Genomic DNA, 15,741 nt, shown 5'->3' with positions numbered 1-15,741 from the left:
TCATGTCCCCGTGTCGGGTTAGGGTCACCAGGTGACCGACCGCCTAGTCTGGATCGACTGCGAAATGACGGGGCTCGACCTCGGCAAAGAAGCGTTGATCGAAATCGCCGCCCTCGTCACCGACGCGGAACTCAACGTGCTCGGCGACGGAGTCGACATCGTCATCCACGCCGACGAGGAAAAACTCGCCGGGATGCCCGACGTCGTCCGCGAGATGCACGCCCACTCCGGCCTCACCGAAGAGGTCCGCGCCTCCAGCGTCACCCTCGAAGAAGCCGAACGGCGCGTCCTCGACTACATCCGCGAGCACGTCCCCGAACCGGGCACCGCGCCGCTCGCCGGCAACTCCATCGCCACCGACCGCGGCTTCATCGCCCGCGACATGCCGGCCCTCGACGCCCACCTGCACTACCGCATGGTCGACGTCTCCTCGGTGAAGGAACTCGTCCGCCGCTGGTACCCGCGCATCTACTACGCCAAGCCGGAAAAAGGCCTCGCCCACCGCGCCCTCGCCGACATCAAGGAATCCATCGGCGAACTCGACTACTACCGGCGCGTCGCCTTCGTCCCCCAGCCGGGCCCCACCAGCGACGAAGCCAAAGCCGCAGCCGCTGAAGTGCAGGAACAGCACCAAAGGTAACCCCCTGCGGACCCCGCGAGGGCACCCGCTACGATTACAGCCAACGAGGTGATCGCACGCGGTTCCCTCGCTGATGGTGGGCGTAGCTCAGCTGGTAGAGCACCTGGTTGTGGTCCAGGAGGTCGCGGGTTCGAAACCCGTCGCTCACCCCATTGCCCCGGCTTGGTCGGGCCCTTGCGGGCCCTCCCCGATGCCGGGGTTTCGCCTTTTTGTGGGGGTCGAACCCCCACGCCCCCGCCGGGGGCTTGCCCCCGGACCCCCGTCCCGCGTGGTTGCGTTGCGTTGCCGGCTTGCGGTGGGGTCGAGCCAGGTGGGGTGTAGCGCTGCGAGCAGGAGCAGGGCGAAGGCCAGGGCTACGTAGAGGGTGTGGGCTGCCGCCTGGGCTAGCGGTGGGTGGTTTTGTGGGAGGACGACCAGGCCTACCAGTGGGATGTCGTTGCGGCCTGTTCCCACCTGCCACGGGAAGAGCAGTAGGTAGGTTGCGGTGAGGATCGCGGCCGGCCACCACGAGCGGGCGCGGAGGGCGCCGCATGCCGCCATTACGAAGAACGGCACGAACCAGACCCAGTAGTGCGTCCAGGTCCAGGGAGTTGCCAGGACCATCAGGACGCCGACCACGCTGACCGCCAGCAGTTCGCGGCCCGCTCGGTGCGCCCGCACCGCGATCCACAACGCGGCCAGTGCGACAACTGCTGCCACCGGGATCCAGATCACGCCTGGGACGTCCGCTATGCCCAGCAAGCGCGCCATCGCGCCCCGGATCGACTGGTTTTCCGACGCCATCGCGTCACTGCTGCCGGTGACCCGGGACGGATCGGCCAGGTTCGCCGCCCAGAACTTCGCGGCTTCGCCCGGCACCGCGGCGAAACCCGCGAGCACCGTCAGGCCGAACGCGCCCACCGCCACCGCCGCCGCCCGGAACCGGCGCGCCACCAGCAGGTAGACCACGAAGATCACCGGCATCAGCTTGATCCCCGCCGCCAGCCCCACCCCCGCACCGGTCCACCAGCGGTCCCGGCCCGTCAAATCCACCAGAACCAGCATTAGCAGCACGAGATTCACCTGGCCGACGGTGAAGTTCAGCAGCACCGGCTGCATCGGCAACGCCAGCGCGGTCAAGGCCGCGGTCGCCGCCACGCGGCCGTGATCGGCCGCGTACCCCTGCCGGCCCAGCGCCACCCAGACCACCACCAGCAGCGAAAACAGGTTCACCAGAACGGCCGTCAACGGCAACAGCAGCTTCGGCACCACCGTCATCGGCAGGAAGACCTCGGCGGCGAACGGCGGGTACTTCAACGTCCCCGCGATCGTCGGCAGGTGCGCCACCCCGGGCTCGTAGAGCGGCGCCCCGTCCCGCAACGCCTGGCCGGCGGCCACGTAAACCCGGAAGTCCTCCAGGTAGACACCGGCCTTCGCCCAGACACCCGCCCAGACCGTGTAACCGGCGAGCACCACGAGCAGCAAGGCGCCGGACAGCACCGTCCACCACAGCGGCGCCGGCAGTCTTCGCTCGACCGGCGCCTCGGATTCCACGATCGCCGCCATCGGATCCCCCTCGGATGCGCGAGCGGGCAGTGTCGCAGATCACAGGGGTGCAACCGGCCTTCACCCGACGGTGGCAACCCTCACGACCAGGTGGCTCAGCATGCGCGAGCCGGTGCCCGGGTGCACCGTGTTCTGGTGGAAAGTTCACGGCCGAAGCTGCGCAACCGGAAGAAACTGCGGTACGAGGACATCACCGTCGTCGACCGATCCCTGCTCAAGCGGGCGGTGGGAGCCGCCGCGCTCGGCAACGCCATGGAGTGGTTCGACTTCGGCGTCTACGCCTACATCGCCGACACCATCGCCGAGGTGTTCTTCCCGCCCACGGTCTCGCCCGGCGTCCGGCTGATCGGCACCTTCGGGGCCTTCACCGCCGCGTTCCTCATGCGCCCCCTCGGCGGACTCGTGTTCGGGCCGCTCGGCGACCGCATCGGACGGCAGAAGGTCCTCGCCGTCACCATGATCATGATGGCGATCGGCACCCTCTGCATCGGGCTGATCCCGTCCTACTCCTCCATCGGCGTCTTGTCACCGATCCTGCTCGTCCTCGCCCGCATGGTGCAGGGCTTCTCCACCGGCGGCGAGTACGGCGGCGCGACGACGTTCATCGCCGAGTACTCCCCCGACAAACGCCGCGGCTTCATGGGCTCCTGGCTCGAGTTCGGCACGCTGTCCGGGTACGTGCTCGGCGCGTCCGTCGTCACCGGCATGAAGGCGTGGGTGCCGCACGAGACGCTGCTCGACTGGGGCTGGCGGATCCCGTTCCTCGTCGCCGGCCCGCTCGGCATCATCGGCCTCTACATGCGCCTCAAGCTCGAGGAAACCCCGGCGTTCCAGAAGCACGCCGAGGAAGCCGAGAAACGCGGCCGCTCCGGCGAGCCGTTCTGGAAGATGTTCACCGAGTACTGGCCCGCGCTGCTCATCTGCGTCGGCCTGGTGCTCGTGTTCAACGTCACCGACTACATGCTGCTGTCGTACATGCCGACGTACCTGTCCGAGCAGCTGCACCTCGACGCCACCCACGGGCTGCTGCTGATCATCGTCGTCATGGTGGTGATGATGCTCATCATCATGGTCGGCGGCCGGATCACCGACCACGTCGGCCGCAAGCCCGTGATGATGGCGGGCTGCCTCGGGTTCCTCGTGCTGTCCTGGCCGCTGATGCTGCTGGTGCACGACGGCGGCCTCGTCCTGACGTTCCTCGGGCTGATGGGTCTCGGCCTGCTGCTGCTCTGCTTCGAGGTGTCGATGCCTTCGGCGCTGCCGGCGCTGTTCCCGACGGCGATCCGGTACGGCGCGCTGTCGATCGCGTTCAACATCTCGGTGTCGCTCTTCGGCGGCACGACCCCGCTGGTGATGCAGTCGCTGATCTCCGCGACCGGCCACGACTTCTGGCCGGCCTGGTACCTGATGGCGGCGGGCGCGATCGGCGCGGTCGCGGTGTTCTTCAGCCGCGAGACGGCGAACAAGCCGCTCTGGGGTTCGGGACCCGCGGTGTCGAGCGAGGCCGAGGCGCGGGAGCTGGTCCGCACCTCGGCCAAGGACGGCTAGTTGCCGGCGGTGCGCCACTCGTCCCAGGACAGCTGCCACACGCTCCAGCCGTCGGTCGGCTCCAGCTTCGGGCCGCCGCTGTTCTGGACGGTGACGATGTCGCCCTTCTTGGACGTGTCCATCAGCCACTTCGTGTTCTCGGTCGACAGGTTCAGGCAGCCGTGGCTGACGTTGCTGTGCCCCTGCTGCCGGACCGACCAGGGCGCGGAGTGGTAGAAGATGCCGCTGTAGGACAGGCGCACCGCGAACTGGACGAAGGTGCGGTACCCGCCGGGCGCGTCCTCGGGCACGCCGTAGGTGCCGGAGTCCATGGTGTAGCCGGTGTGCTCGCTCATGACGGTGTAGGTCCCGGCCGGCGTGTTGTGCCCGGGCTTGCCCATGGACGTCGGCATGGTCTTGACCACCTGGTCGTTGATCGTGACCGTCATCTGGTGGGTCCCGCCGTCGGCGACGGCGACGAGCTTGTCCCCGACCGTGCCGCTCACGCTCTTGTCCTCCCGGCCGTAGCTGCCGTTGCCGAGCGGCTTGCCGTAGACGGCGGCGTCCACCTTGATCTTGGTGCCGCTCTTCCAGTAGTCCTTCGGCCGCCAGGTGACCTGCTTGTCGCCGGACCAGCGGAACGCGCCCTCGGTGGCCGGCTCCGCGGTGATCTTGAGCGCCTTCTCGGCCGCGGCCTTGTCGGCGACGTTCCCGGTGAAGGTGAAGATCAGCGGCATCCCGACCCCGACGGTCTCCCCCTCGACGAGGTTCACCGAGACGCCCAGCTGCCGAGCGGGCTTCGCGGTGCTGAAGCTCGACTCCGACTTGACGGTCTTCCCATCACCGCCGATCGCCGTCGCGGTCAGCTTGTAGGTCTTGTTGTACCCGAGCGGCTCGGCGGAGTCCCACCCGGAACCGTCGGCCCGCGCCTTCCCGGCGACGACCTTCCCATCGGCCCCGGTCAGCGTCACCTCGCCGACCTTCCCCTCGGCAACGCTCACACTCACCGGCTCCCCGGGCGCGACGTCCTTGGCGTCCTTCGCGGGCGTGAGGGTGAGAACGGTGGGCTTCGGCGTGGGCTTGGGCGCACTCGCCGACGACGTCTCCTTGGGCGGTTCACCCGAAGGAGGCGCGCTGCACCCGGCCACGGTGAGCCCGATCACCCCAGCGGCCACCAGCAGCCGCGCCTTCATACCCCGCATGCCCACCCGCCCGTTTCGCCGTCGATGTCCGACTACAGTGTGCCCGACCAGCCCCGACACCGTGGCGGCAATGCCCGAACCCGGTTGAGGGGACCCCCCTGAAACGGGCTCTGAACGGGGTGCTAATCTTTTCCACGTCGCCGAGGGAAACCTCCGGCAGACACCGGCGCCATTAGCTCAATTGGCAGAGCAGCTGGCTCTTAACCAGCGGGTTCGGGGTTCGAGTCCCTGATGGCGCACCCCCACTCCCCAGGTCTGATTCTCTTCGGCCTGGGGTTTTGTGGTATCTGGAAGCTTTCCGTCCGGTTGGGCAGTGTCCTTTGTGGTCTCCCGCGAGCGCGCGCCGGGTGCAGAGCCTTCCTCGGGATGGCCCCGGCCCGCCTGATCAGCCGCGCGAACTCCTCGGCCACGTCGGCCGGGTGCAACGGGCTGCCGTCGGGCTCAGTGAAGAGCAGGTCGTTCTCAACCCGGTCGTCAGCGAGCCGGGCCTTTGCTGCGTCCTGACGCGCCAGGTGGGCGCGCAGCACCAGCAGATTTTCGGATCGAGGACAACAACGCCCTCCGAGGACGGAGTCTTGGACTTGCTCTGCACCGTCTCCCACCCGTACTGCACGATCTGGTGCGACGCTGGCCGTGCCCCTCGCCTCGACGCAGGCCGGAGTGGGCAATCAGGTGGAACAGCGGATACAGCCGGTGGTTCACCGCGGAGTCCAGGAACGCACCCGTCAGATCTCCGGTCCACACCATCACCGGATACGGCACCTCTCCGGCGCGGGGGTCCACAGCTTCGACTGGACCGCCGGCGGCAGCTCGACCAGCTTGGCCACGTTGTGGGTCAGCAAGCTCGCATCCACGCCGCGGAGAATTACCGGCTAGCGCACACCTACCTGACCCGCGCCGAGAAAGCGTTCGGCGATGACCGCGGCTGGCAGGCCGAGAACCTGAACAACCTCGCGGGTCTCGCGCTCGACATGGCACAGGCCTCAGGCGTACGGCTGCAGGTGGGGCGCGCGTTCGAGGCCCTCGGACGCGCCGCCTTGAAGGCCGACGACAAAGAGCGCGGAATCGAGAATTTTCGCCAAGCATTGGCTCTCTATGACGTTGAGTGCTTTGTAGACTGTGTTCGGCGGAGTCGCCACCGCGGACACACCAGCCTCGACTTCGCGCGTGCCCACGCCTCCGGCATGCGAACTTCCGCGACAGGGCGGCCTATGACGCCGGGGCGACCCGACAGTGCCTCTCAGCGTGCGTCGGCACATCGTGACCGTCAGGCGTCGTCGTGGCCTCCTGCGTTCCGCGCCTCGACGGCCTTGGCGGTCTTGCCCAGTTCCCCGCCGAGGACGCGCTTGCCCAGCAGCCCCAGCAGGCCGCCGAGCAGCCTGCCCTTGAGGTTCTTGCCTTCCCGTACCACCACGGCGTCGATCTGCGTCGTCCCGTCCGCCAGCCGGGTGAAGGTGTAGGTGTGGCCCGACGCGCCGCCCCAGGTGTTGGAGTCGGTGGTCTTCATCACGACCCGGGCCGGATCGGACCAGTCGTAGCTCAGGCGCTCCCAGACACCGCCGGATCCTTCGGTGACGTCGGCGTGGCCGGGGCCCTGGCCGTGCACCTGCAGGTAGTCGGTCGCGCTGCGGCCGAAGAGCTTCGCGCGCTCCGGGCCGAAGTCGGTCAGTGCGGCCAGGAACTGCTCCGGGGTGGCGGTGGTCACCTGGCGCAGGTGGATCTTGGACATCTTCGGGTCTCCTCGGTGGTGGTGCAGGGGTTTCAGGCGGCCTGGTGCGCGGCCATCTACCGGGTGGCCTCTGCTCGTCGTACGGTGAACCGGCACGGGGTGGAGACCTCGTTCCGCGGTCCGATCACGGCTGCCCGGTGGCGCATACCCGGAAGGTAGGCCTGCCGGGGCAGCCCCCGCGAGCGTCATCTGACGCTGTCCTCGTACGTCACCCCTGGTCGGTACAGTCAGCGGCGTCCTGCGACCATCTCGCCGGTCGAGCGCTGCGCCGGCCCGCGGCGAGGACCGCGGAGATCCGCGTGTGGATGTCACCCGAAGTCGTGGCTAGTCCTTTGTGGCCGCAGGTGATCGCGTCTTGGGAGTCGATGACCGCGAAGACTCAGCCCACCCGGCAACGCCGGCGTCGACGCTTACTTGTTCGATACGCCGCTGCGGCCGATCATCATCCTCAACCCAGCCAAGGACGACTACTACCGCAACGCGACGACAACGGTGTCGAACCGAGGCTGGCGACGCCGGGAGCCGGGCCCGATGCCGCTGCTCGAGCGGCCTTCGCTACTGCCACGCGCTATCGAGCTCCTCAAGGCCGAGACCGACGTCGATGAGCTAGCCCTGGCATCGGAATGCCAGGCACCTCTGAGTCTCTTCCGGATGATCACGGCGCGAGCCCCCAACCGACTCGAGGCGCCGAAGCGTTGCCGCGTAGGGCGCTGGGTTCGCAAGGAACGGGCGGAATCCTGACCGGGTGCGAGGTTCGGCACCCGCACCCGGTCGGCATTCACTCCCAAGCGTCGTTCGACGCACGCTTGCACGCAGCACAAGATCCCCCACCCCCGGCAACGTGACCGTGAACTCACCGAGGTCGACCGCCACACGGGTACGGCCGAACAGGTGAATCCGGGCACGCAGCGGCACGTCGCTCCAGGTCACCGCCCTCTCCTACACTGAGCCGGGTCCACGTCAACAGCGAAAGGCGCACGCGAGCACATGGTCAGCGAAGAACCCCTTCCGGCGAAGTTCACCTCTCTCGGCCTCACCTTCGACGACGTGCTGCTGCTGCCCGCGGAATCCGACGTGATTCCCAGCCAGGTCGACACCACCGCGCGACTGTCCAAGAACGTCACCCTCAAGCTGCCGCTCGTCTCGGCCGCGATGGACACGGTCACCGAAGCCAAGATGGCGATCGCCATGGCGCGGCAGGGCGGAATCGGTGTTCTGCACCGAAATCTCCCGGCGGATGCGCAGGCGCGCCAAGTGGAAACCGTGAAGCGTTCCGAAGCGGGAATGGTGACCGATCCGGTCACGTGCCGCCCGGATCAGACGCTGGCCGACGTCGACGCGTTGTGCGCGCGGTACCGCATTTCCGGCGTGCCGGTGGTGGACGACGACGGCAAGCTGGTCGGCATCGTCTCCAACCGCGACATGCGGTTCGAGATGGATCTGCGGCGCCCGGTCGCCGAGGTCATGACCAAGGCCCCGCTCATCACCGCCCCGGTCGGCGTGACGCCGGAGGAAGCCTTGCGGCTGCTTCGGCAGAACAAGGTCGAGAAGCTGCCGATCGTCGAGGACGGCGGCCGGCTCGTCGGGCTGATCACCGTCAAGGACTTCGCGAAGAACGAGCAGTTCCCCGACGCCGCCCGTGACGCGGCGGGGCGGCTGCTGGTGGCGGCGGCGGTCGGCGTCGGCGAGGACGGCCTCAACCGGGCGAAGCTGCTGGTGGACGCCGGCGTCGACGTCATCATGATCGACACGGCCCACGGCCACCAGGACGACGTGCTGGCCGCGGTCGCCGCGGCGAAGCGCCTTTTCACCGACCGGGTCGACGTGGTCGGGGGCAACGTCGCGACGCGCGCCGGGGCGCAGGCGCTGATCGACGCGGGCGCCGACGGCGTGAAGGTCGGCGTGGGCCCCGGCTCGATCTGCACGACCCGCGTGGTCGCGGGGGTCGGCGTGCCGCAGATCAGCGCGATCTACGAGGCCGCGCTCGCGTGTGCCCCGGCCGGCGTGCCGGTGATCGGGGACGGCGGGATCCAGTACTCCGGCGACATCGCCAAGGCGATCGCGTCCGGCGCGGACACGGTGATGCTCGGGAGTCTCCTCGCCGGCACCGGGGAAGCACCGGGAGAACTCGTGTACATCGACGGCGAGCAGTACAAGACCTACCGCGGCATGGGTTCGCTCGGCGCCATGCAGTCCCGCAACGGCAAGAAGTCGTTCTCGAAGGACCGCTACTTCCAAGGCGACGTGCTGTCGGAGGAAAACCTCGTGCCGCAGGGCATCGAAGGCCGGACCTCCTTCCGCGGCCCGGTGGCCGACGTCGTGTACCAGCTCAATGGCGGCCTCCGGGCCGGCATGGGCTTCGTCGGCGCCCGCACGATCGGTGAACTGCAGCAGGCCCAGCTGGTGCGGATCACCGCGGCCGGGCTGCGCGAGAGCCACCCGCACGACATCACGATCACCACTAACGCCCCGAACTACAACACCCCGGGCCGCCGCTGATCCGACGCCGGGAGCGACCCTCACCTCTCGGCCCGGTCGTACTTTCGGGCGATCTGGGCCGGCCGGTCCTTTCGTATCATCAGCGGGTGAACGCTGTGCTCCGCTCCCTGTGGGACGAACCCCGGCCGCCCGATCCGCCGTCGCGGGTGTGGCGTGACTGGGCGCTGCTGGGGGTGCTCGGGCCGGCCGTGGTGGCCGAGGGCCTGTTCCGGCCGGACATGCCGTGGCGGGTCCTGTCCGTGGTCGTCGTCGCCGCACTGCTGCCGACCCTGCTGTGGCGCCGGACCAGGCCGTTCCCGGCGTTCCTTGCCGCGTTCGGCACCACGTCGGTGACCATGCTGCTGACCGGCGGTGCCGCCCCCTCGGCGTATGCGACGGCCGGCCTGCTGCTCTTGCCGTATTCGCTGGCGCGGTGGGGGGCCGGGCGCGAGATCGTGCTCGGGCTGGGGATCGTGCTGCCTGAGACCGGCCTGTCGGTCGTTCTCGGGCAGCAGAGCGTCGCCGACGCGCTGGGCGGGCTGGTCGTGCTGTTCGCGACCGTCACGCTGGCCGCGGCGCTCCGCTACCGGGCCCGGGCGCGGCTGCGGGAGCTGGACCAGGCCAAGCTGCTCGAGCGGGAACGGCTGGCCCGGGACCTGCACGACACGGTCGCCCACCACGTCTCGGCGATGGCGATCCGCGCGCAGGCCGGTCTCGCGATGATGCCGTCGCAGCCGGAAGCCGCCGCCGAAGCGCTGGAGCTGATCGAAGCCGAAGCCGCGCGCGCCCTCGACGAGATGCGCACCATGGTCCGCGTCCTGCGCCGCGACGAGCCGGCCGACCTCGCCCCGAACCCGCGGATCACCGATCTCGGGAAGCTCGCGAGCCGGACCCGCCCGTCCGTCGACGTGACGGTCTCTGGGGACCTCGACGACCTCCCGCCGTCGATCGGGAGCGCGGTTTACCGCCTCGCCCAGGAATCGGTGACGAACGCCCGGCGCCACGCCCGGCACGTGACCCGGATCGAGGTCCGGGTCACCACCGACGACACGTCGGTGCGGCTGCGCGTGAGCGACGACGGAGAGCCCGGCCTCGTGCGCCCGGCGGCGTCCCCCGGCTACGGGCTCGCCGGGATGATCGAGCGGGCCGGCCTGCTCGGCGGGACCTGCGAAGCGGGCCCGAACCCGGGGCGAGGCTGGACCGTGACCGCCGTCCTGCCCCGTGGCGGGGCGACGGCATGAGCATCCGCGTGCTCGTCGCCGACGACCAGGAGATCGTCCGCACCGGCCTGACGATGATCCTCAACGCCCAGCCGGAGATCGAGGTCGTCGGCGAGGCGGCCGACGGGGAGGCGGCCGTCGAGCTGGCGCGGCGGCTGCGCCCCGACGTGTGCCTGTTCGACATCCGCATGCCCGGCACCGACGGCATCGAGGCCACCCGCCGCCTGGCCGGCCCCGGCGTCGAGGATCCGCTCGCCGTCGTCGTCATCACCACGTTCGACCTCGACGAGTACGTCTACGCGGCGTTGCGGGCGGGCGCCCGCGGGTTCCTGCTCAAGAACGCGGGCGCGCAGCTGCTCGCCCAGGCCGTCCACGCCGCCGCGACCGGCGACGCCCTGATCGCGCCCAGCGTCACCGCACGGCTGCTCGACGCCTTCGCGGGGACCGGCTCCGGCGCGCCGAGCCAGCCCGTCGAACCGCTCACCGACCGTGAGGAACAGGTCCTGCTCAGCGTGGCGCGCGGGCGGACCAACCGCGAGATCACCGAGGAGCTCTACATCACGCTGAGCACGGTCAAGACCCACATCGCGAGCCTGATGGCGAAGCTCGGTGCCCGCAACCGCGTCGAGATCGCCATCTGGGCTTACGAAACCCGCCGCGTCCGCAACGCGCCCGAGCCGCGCCGAAAGTACTAGAGCCGGGCCGTACTTAAGGCCGGGCGAGTTCCGGCCCTTGTGCCGATGAGCCGTCACCCGCCGGCCGTCATGCTGGGCGAAGACGTCCACGCATGACATCCGAGAGGGGTTTTCCCTTGCCGCACAAGAAAAGACCGGAGTGGCTTGTCCCGGCGGGCCTGCTGCTGCTCAGTGCGGTGCCGGTGGCCGCCGGTTCCGCGCGCGTCGCCGAACTGGCGGGTGGCGCGCGGGTCACCGCGGACAACGCGCGGTTCTTCGCCATGCCGCTGCCTGTCGTGCTGCACATCTTCGGCGCGAGCCTTTTCTGTGTCCTGGGAGCGTTTCAGTTCGTGCCGTCGCTGCGCCGGCGCCGCTGGCACCGCGTGTCCGGGCGGCTGCTGGTTCCCTGCGGGCTGGTCGCGGCCCTGTCCGGCCTGTGGATGACGCTGTTCTCCGACCTCCCGCCGGGCGACGGCGACCTCCTCACCGTGTTCCGGTTGTTCTTCGGCACGGCGATGGCCGTGTCGATCGTCCTGGCCACGCTCGCGATCCGCCGGCGCGACGTTCGCCGGCACCGGGTCTGGATGACCCGCGGGTACGCGATCGGGCTGGGCGCGGGAACGCAGGTGCTGACGCACGTCCCGTGGGCCCTGCTGGTGGGCGCGCCCGGCGAGTTCACCCGGGCGATGCTGATGGCGGCGGGCTGGGTGATCAACCTCGTCGTGGCCGAGTGGGCCCTGCGCCGGCGCCCGACGGTCCGCGCGGCCGCCAAGCCTGCGGCGCGCCTGACCTGACGGCCGCTGCGGCACCGTCGGGCTTAGGGTTCATCCGGGCTTGCTTGGCGGCCGGCTCAGCCCGTCCAGCACGAGCGTGATGAGACCGTCGGCCTCGGCCCGCCAATCCGGGCGGTCGTGGGCGGCGCCGATGCCGTGCAGCGCCATCATCACGGCGCCGGCGTTCGCGTCTTCGCGCACGGCGCCGTCCCGCACGGCGGCGGCCACCAGGTCGGTGACCGCCTGCTCCAGCGCCTGGCTGCCCTCGGCGAGGGCGCCCGAACGATCGGCCATGAGCGTGGCCAGCGTCCGGGCCAGGCCCTCGTGGGCGGCTATGTGGTCGACCATGTCGCGCAGGAAGGTCGTCAACGCCTCCGCCGCGGGCAGCGTCGCCTGGAGCCGGCGGGCGCGCTCGCACAGCGCGGTGACTTCCCCGCGGTAAACCGCCTCGGCCAGGGCCTCGCGGGTGGGGAAGTGGCGGTACAGCGTGCCGGTGCCCACCCCGGCCAGGGCGGCGAAGTCGTCGAAGCGCAGGTCGAAGAAGCCGCCGGCGTCGAAGACCTCACGCGCCTTGGCGATCAGGATGTCGCGGTTGCGCTGGGCGTCGGCCCGCAGCGGCTTGTCGGCGGTCATGCGCTCCCTCGCGTTGACAAATGGAGATGACCTCCATATTTTAGAAGTGGAGATGATCTCCAGTTCGATCGTACCCCACGAGGGGGCAGCGTGAAGATCCTGATGTTCGGCCGAGGCGTGATCGCCACGGTCTACGGCTGGGCCCTGCACCAGGCGGGACACGACGTCGAGTTCTACGTCCGGCCGGGCCGCGCGGCGACGTACGGCGACGCGGTGGAGCTCGACCTGTTCGATACGCGGCGCGGGGTGTGGGGGCGGCGCGTCGTCGAGAAGTGGCCGGTGCGCTACCGCGAGGAGCTGGCACCGGACCACGACTTCGACCTGATCGTGCTCAGCGTGCCGCACCACCGCCTCCCGGAAGCGACGGCCTTCCTGGCACCGCGGGTCGGCCGGGCCACGGTGCTGGTCTTCGGCAACATCTGGACCGAGCCGCCGGCCGCGATCGGCGCGCTCCCGGTCGACCAGGTCGCCTGGGGTTTTCCCCAGGCCGGTGGCGGTTTCGGCGCGGACGGCGCGCTGCGCGGGGCGATGCTGCTGCGGCCGGTCGTCTTCGGCGCCCCCGGCCGGCCCCCGACCGACCGGGAACTGGCCGTGCGCAAGGTGTTTCGCGAGGCCGGGTTCCGGCTCAAGGAACAGCCCGACTTCCGCGGCTGGCTGTGGGTCCATTTCGTGTCGAATGCCGCCCTGTTCACGCAGGGCGTGCGGCTGGGCTCGCTGTCCGACCTGGCCGGGTCGACGAGCGACTTCCGCGAAGCGCTCCTGGCCGGCCGCGAGCTGCTGCCGCTTCTCCAGGCGCGCGGCGTCGACCTGCGACGTCATCGGGGCGGTCTGCTGCTGTTCCGGCCGCCCACCTGGCTGATGGCCCCCGTGCTCGCTTGGCTGACTGCGCATTTCGCGCCCGTGCGCGTGAATTTCGCGGCGCATTCGGACCCCGATGCCGAGGAGCCGCGCGAGGTCTGCCGGGACACCCTGGCCGAAGCACGACGGCTGGGCATCCCGGTACCGCGGCTGGAAGCGGCGGAACCGTACTTCGCCCGTGAAGGGACGGGTCGAGCCTGATCAGGCTCCTGGCACCAGGACAGTGCGGTCGAACGGGCCACCGTGTGCCGCCGCCCAGGTGATCGCCTCGTTGACCTGGTCGAGGTCGAAGCGGGTGACGCGCTCGGGGGCGAGGTCCAGTGCTCCCGTCGCCACGAGCCGGATCATGCCCGTGTTCGCGGTGCGCGGGTACATCCACTGGCCGCGGACAGTCACCGAATTGCGCATGATCCACGGGTAGGGCAACGCGAAGTCCGCGCCGCCCAGCATGCCGACGCCGCCCATCAGGACCACGCGGCCGTACTCCCTCACGGTCATCGCCGCCGCGCGGGCCGCTGTGCTGGGGGCGCGGGGTGGCAGCAGGTCGAGGACCAGGTCGATGGGGCCGTCGGCGGCCGCGGTCATCGCGGTGCGGTCGGCGTCCTCGTCTCCGGTGAGCTCCACCGGGGTCAGCCGCGGGCCGAAGCGGTCGGCGAGCAGGTCGAGGACGGCCCGGTTGCGCCCCGGCGCCACCACGTGGCCGGCGCCCATCGCGAGCGCGACGGCCACCGCGCTGCTGCCGAGGTTGCCGGTCGCGCCGCTGATGAGCACCGTCTCCCCCGCCTCGAGCCGGCCGGCCAGCAGGCCGCCGTAGGGAATCGTGTGCACGCCGAGCGCGGACCAGCGCGCGGCCTCCGCTCCGGGCGGGAGGCGGTACGCGTTCTCGGTGGGGACCCGCATGAGTTCGGCGAAGGGGCCGTCGTGCAGGTAGCGGGACAGCCGGGCGCCGCCCTCGCCCCGGGAGCTCCAGCCCTGCAGCGTGATGTCGGGGGTCAGGGCGTCGTCGCGGGCCCGGACCGTCGAATCGCACCAGACCAGGTCGCCCACCTTCAGCTTGGTCGCGTCCGGCCCCACCCACGCCACCCGGCCGATGCCCCCGACGCCCGGCACCACCGGGGGCTCCAGCGGATAGCGCCGCTCACCGCCGAACACTTCGGCCGCGTAAGGCGGCACGCCGGTCGCCAAGACCTCGACCAGCACCTCGCCGGTACCGGCTTCCGGATCGGGTACCTCGCCCACCACGAGTGGGGAACCGAACGCCGTCAACGTCGCTGCACGCATGGAAAACCTTTCTGTGTCGTCCTTCGCCACGCTAAGCACGGGAAGGGCATGCGGGAAGCGCTGATCCGGCATCTCTGGTATGCGTGGTCGGCATGGACGTCTCGACCGCCAGCCTCCGGGTGCTGTGCCGGATCGCCGAATGCGGCAGCTTCACCGCGGCCGCCGCGCAGCTGGGCTACACGCAGTCCGCGGTTTCGCGCCAGGCCGCCGCGCTCGAACGCGATGCAGGTGCGACGCTGTTCGAGCGGCGGACCGACGGGGTGCGGCTGACCCGCCGCGGGCTGACGTTGCTGCGCCACGCCCGCACGATCCTGGCTTCGGTCGACGCGGCCGCGGGCGACCTGGCCGGTGAGGCGCCCCGGGTAGAGCCGGTCCGGCTCGGCACGGTTCCCAGTGCGGGACCGGTGATCCTGCCCGCCGCGCTTGCCCGGCTCACCGCGACCGCGCCCCAGGTCCTCGTCACCACCCGGGAAGGCACCACCCCCGGCCTGGTTCGCGCGCTGCGCTCCGGTTCCCTCGACCTGGCCCTGCTCACCTCCCGCCCGCCGCACCGGGCACCGGACGGAGAGTCACCCCGCCTGCACGTCACGACCGTCCAGGACGTCGGGCTGGTCGTGGCCGCGGCGGCCACCGGCGCGTTCGCCGGCCGGACGTCCGTGCACGTCGACGAGCTGGCCGACGTGCCCTGGATCGCCACGCCCGCGTCGAAGACGGAGCCGCAGCTCGGCGTCTGGCCGGGCCTGCCGGGACGGCCGCGCGTCGTCCACCACGCCCGGGACTGGCTGACGAAACTGCACCTGGTCGCCCGCGGTTTCGGCGTGACCACGATGCCGGAAGGCTTAGCGCCGGTCGCGCCGCCCGGCGTGATCGCCTTGCGGGTCGAAGGCGCGCCGCCCGAGATCCGCCGGGTTTTCGTCGCCCGGCTCCCCGGTATCGCGCCGGTGGCGATCGCCGCCGTCACCGAGGCGATCACGTCGGCCGTCCAGCCGTGAGGTCAGGGTTCCTCTAACGCCGGCGTGGCGCTCGGCCAGGGCCGGATCGCGACGCCGCGCCTCGAAATTCTGCGCGAGGACGGCGCGGCCGGGGAAATTCCGTTGCGACGCCGGGGAAGCGTCCGGGAATTCGCCGACGTCGGCCTGACGCGGAGCGCGTCGTGACAGGACGTACCGGCAAGCTCAAAG

15 protein-coding genes and 2 tRNA genes are annotated in these 15,741 nt (G+C 70.5%); 12 read left to right on the top strand and 5 right to left on the bottom strand.

The genetic code is table 11. The features are described 5' to 3' along the window. Nucleotides 1–31: 31 nt before the first annotated feature. Together orn and H4696_RS44715 are read left to right on the top strand one after the other, a co-directional pair. Nucleotides 32–640, top strand: a complete 609-nt coding sequence (gene orn, locus H4696_RS44720; RefSeq protein WP_086857780.1) for an oligoribonuclease — start codon at nucleotides 32–34, stop codon at nucleotides 638–640. Between the two features lie 76 nt (nucleotides 641–716). After that, a tRNA-His gene (locus H4696_RS44715) sits at nucleotides 717–792 on the top strand. On the opposite strand, the gene H4696_RS44710 is transcribed toward H4696_RS44715, so the two are convergent. After that, nucleotides 785–2,185 carry a glycosyltransferase 87 family protein gene (locus tag H4696_RS44710; protein WP_192782886.1) on the bottom strand — a complete coding sequence of 467 codons (1,401 nt, stop codon included), beginning with the start codon at nucleotides 2,183–2,185 and terminating at the stop codon, nucleotides 785–787. The two genes, H4696_RS44715 and H4696_RS44710, sit on opposite strands and share 8 nt — an antisense overlap. Before the next feature lie 135 nt (nucleotides 2,186–2,320). On the opposite strand from H4696_RS44710, the gene proP reads away from it, so the two are divergent. After that, the gene (proP, locus tag H4696_RS44705) at nucleotides 2,321–3,733 is read left to right on the top strand and encodes a glycine betaine/L-proline transporter ProP (protein WP_169735110.1); all 1,413 of its coding nucleotides are present in this window, start codon (nucleotides 2,321–2,323) and stop codon (nucleotides 3,731–3,733) included. On the opposite strand, the gene H4696_RS44700 is transcribed toward proP, so the two are convergent. Continuing rightward, the gene (locus H4696_RS44700) at nucleotides 3,730–4,914 is read right to left on the bottom strand and encodes a L,D-transpeptidase family protein (protein WP_158104392.1); all 1,185 of its coding nucleotides are present in this window, start codon (nucleotides 4,912–4,914) and stop codon (nucleotides 3,730–3,732) included. The two genes, proP and H4696_RS44700, sit on opposite strands and share 4 nt — an antisense overlap. A gap of 166 nt (nucleotides 4,915–5,080) precedes the next feature. Here H4696_RS44700 and H4696_RS44695 point away from each other — a divergent pair. Then, nucleotides 5,081–5,153: transfer RNA gene (locus tag H4696_RS44695), tRNA-Lys, on the top strand. Between the two features lie 1,028 nt (nucleotides 5,154–6,181). On the opposite strand, the gene H4696_RS44690 is transcribed toward H4696_RS44695, so the two are convergent. Further along, entirely contained in the window at nucleotides 6,182–6,643 is a 462-nt protein-coding gene (locus H4696_RS44690) for a hypothetical protein (protein ID WP_086863428.1), read from the bottom strand. 414 nt (nucleotides 6,644–7,057) lie between these two features. Here H4696_RS44690 and H4696_RS44685 point away from each other — a divergent pair, with 414 nt between their 5' ends. From H4696_RS44685 to H4696_RS44665, 5 genes are all read left to right on the top strand, one after another. Next, the gene (locus H4696_RS44685) at nucleotides 7,058–7,384 is read left to right on the top strand and encodes a hypothetical protein (RefSeq protein ID WP_192782885.1); all 327 of its coding nucleotides are present in this window, start codon (nucleotides 7,058–7,060) and stop codon (nucleotides 7,382–7,384) included. Between the two features lie 246 nt (nucleotides 7,385–7,630). Continuing rightward, complete coding sequence (guaB, locus tag H4696_RS44680; RefSeq protein ID WP_086863427.1) at nucleotides 7,631–9,142, top strand: IMP dehydrogenase; 1,512 nt, start codon at nucleotides 7,631–7,633, stop codon at nucleotides 9,140–9,142. 86 nt (nucleotides 9,143–9,228) lie between these two features. Then, nucleotides 9,229–10,362, top strand: a complete 1,134-nt coding sequence (locus H4696_RS44675; protein WP_086863426.1) for a sensor histidine kinase — start codon at nucleotides 9,229–9,231, stop codon at nucleotides 10,360–10,362. Then, complete coding sequence (locus tag H4696_RS44670) at nucleotides 10,359–11,036, top strand: response regulator (RefSeq protein WP_086863425.1); 678 nt, start codon at nucleotides 10,359–10,361, stop codon at nucleotides 11,034–11,036. Before H4696_RS44675 ends, H4696_RS44670 begins: the two co-directional genes overlap by 4 nt. 116 nt (nucleotides 11,037–11,152) lie before the next feature. Next, a complete protein-coding gene (locus tag H4696_RS44665; RefSeq protein WP_086863424.1) occupies nucleotides 11,153–11,809 on the top strand; it encodes a DUF2306 domain-containing protein in 657 nt (218 codons plus the stop codon). A 30-nt stretch (nucleotides 11,810–11,839) separates the two neighbouring features. On the opposite strand, the gene H4696_RS44660 is transcribed toward H4696_RS44665, so the two are convergent. Continuing rightward, nucleotides 11,840–12,421: a TetR/AcrR family transcriptional regulator gene (locus tag H4696_RS44660; RefSeq protein ID WP_086863423.1), complete on the bottom strand. Its 582-nt coding sequence runs from the start codon at nucleotides 12,419–12,421 to the stop codon at nucleotides 11,840–11,842. Nucleotides 12,422–12,511: 90 nt separating this feature from the next. On the opposite strand from H4696_RS44660, the gene H4696_RS44655 reads away from it, so the two are divergent. After that, entirely contained in the window at nucleotides 12,512–13,480 is a 969-nt protein-coding gene (locus H4696_RS44655; RefSeq protein WP_086863422.1) for a ketopantoate reductase family protein, read from the top strand. Here H4696_RS44655 and H4696_RS44650 read toward each other — a convergent pair whose 3' ends face one another. Further along, the gene (locus H4696_RS44650; RefSeq protein WP_192782884.1) at nucleotides 13,481–14,560 is read right to left on the bottom strand and encodes an alcohol dehydrogenase catalytic domain-containing protein; all 1,080 of its coding nucleotides are present in this window, start codon (nucleotides 14,558–14,560) and stop codon (nucleotides 13,481–13,483) included. 92 nt (nucleotides 14,561–14,652) lie between these two features. On the opposite strand from H4696_RS44650, the gene H4696_RS44645 reads away from it, so the two are divergent. Beyond that, nucleotides 14,653–15,552 (top strand): LysR family transcriptional regulator, encoded by a 900-nt coding sequence (locus H4696_RS44645; RefSeq protein WP_192782883.1) that lies wholly within the window; start codon nucleotides 14,653–14,655, stop codon nucleotides 15,550–15,552. A 24-nt stretch (nucleotides 15,553–15,576) separates the two neighbouring features. Continuing rightward, a complete protein-coding gene (locus H4696_RS44640) occupies nucleotides 15,577–15,717 on the top strand; it encodes a hypothetical protein (protein WP_158104283.1) in 141 nt (46 codons plus the stop codon). Nucleotides 15,718–15,741: the final 24 nt, after the last annotated feature.

The organism is Amycolatopsis lexingtonensis, assembly GCF_014873755.1.
GTDB classification, from domain to species: Bacteria; Actinomycetota; Actinomycetes; order Mycobacteriales; family Pseudonocardiaceae; genus Amycolatopsis; species Amycolatopsis lexingtonensis.
The sequence above is the reverse complement of the archived record's forward strand: the minus strand, read 5'-3'. Positions and strand labels throughout refer to the sequence as shown.

Coding starts and splice junctions, on each gene's coding strand:
- H4696_RS44645 (WP_192782883.1), top strand. CDS start 14,653: ATGGACGTCTCGACCGCCAGCCTCCGGGTGCTGTGCCGGATCGCCGAA.
- H4696_RS44660 (WP_086863423.1), bottom strand. CDS start 12,421: ATGACCGCCGACAAGCCGCTGCGGGCCGACGCCCAGCGCAACCGCGAC.
- H4696_RS44700 (WP_158104392.1), bottom strand. CDS start 4,914: ATGCGGGGTATGAAGGCGCGGCTGCTGGTGGCCGCTGGGGTGATCGGG.
- H4696_RS44670 (WP_086863425.1), top strand. CDS start 10,359: ATGAGCATCCGCGTGCTCGTCGCCGACGACCAGGAGATCGTCCGCACC.
- guaB (WP_086863427.1), top strand. CDS start 7,631: ATGGTCAGCGAAGAACCCCTTCCGGCGAAGTTCACCTCTCTCGGCCTC.
- H4696_RS44690 (WP_086863428.1), bottom strand. CDS start 6,643: ATGTCCAAGATCCACCTGCGCCAGGTGACCACCGCCACCCCGGAGCAG.
- H4696_RS44650 (WP_192782884.1), bottom strand. CDS start 14,560: ATGCGTGCAGCGACGTTGACGGCGTTCGGTTCCCCACTCGTGGTGGGC.
- H4696_RS44710 (WP_192782886.1), bottom strand. CDS start 2,185: ATGGCGGCGATCGTGGAATCCGAGGCGCCGGTCGAGCGAAGACTGCCG.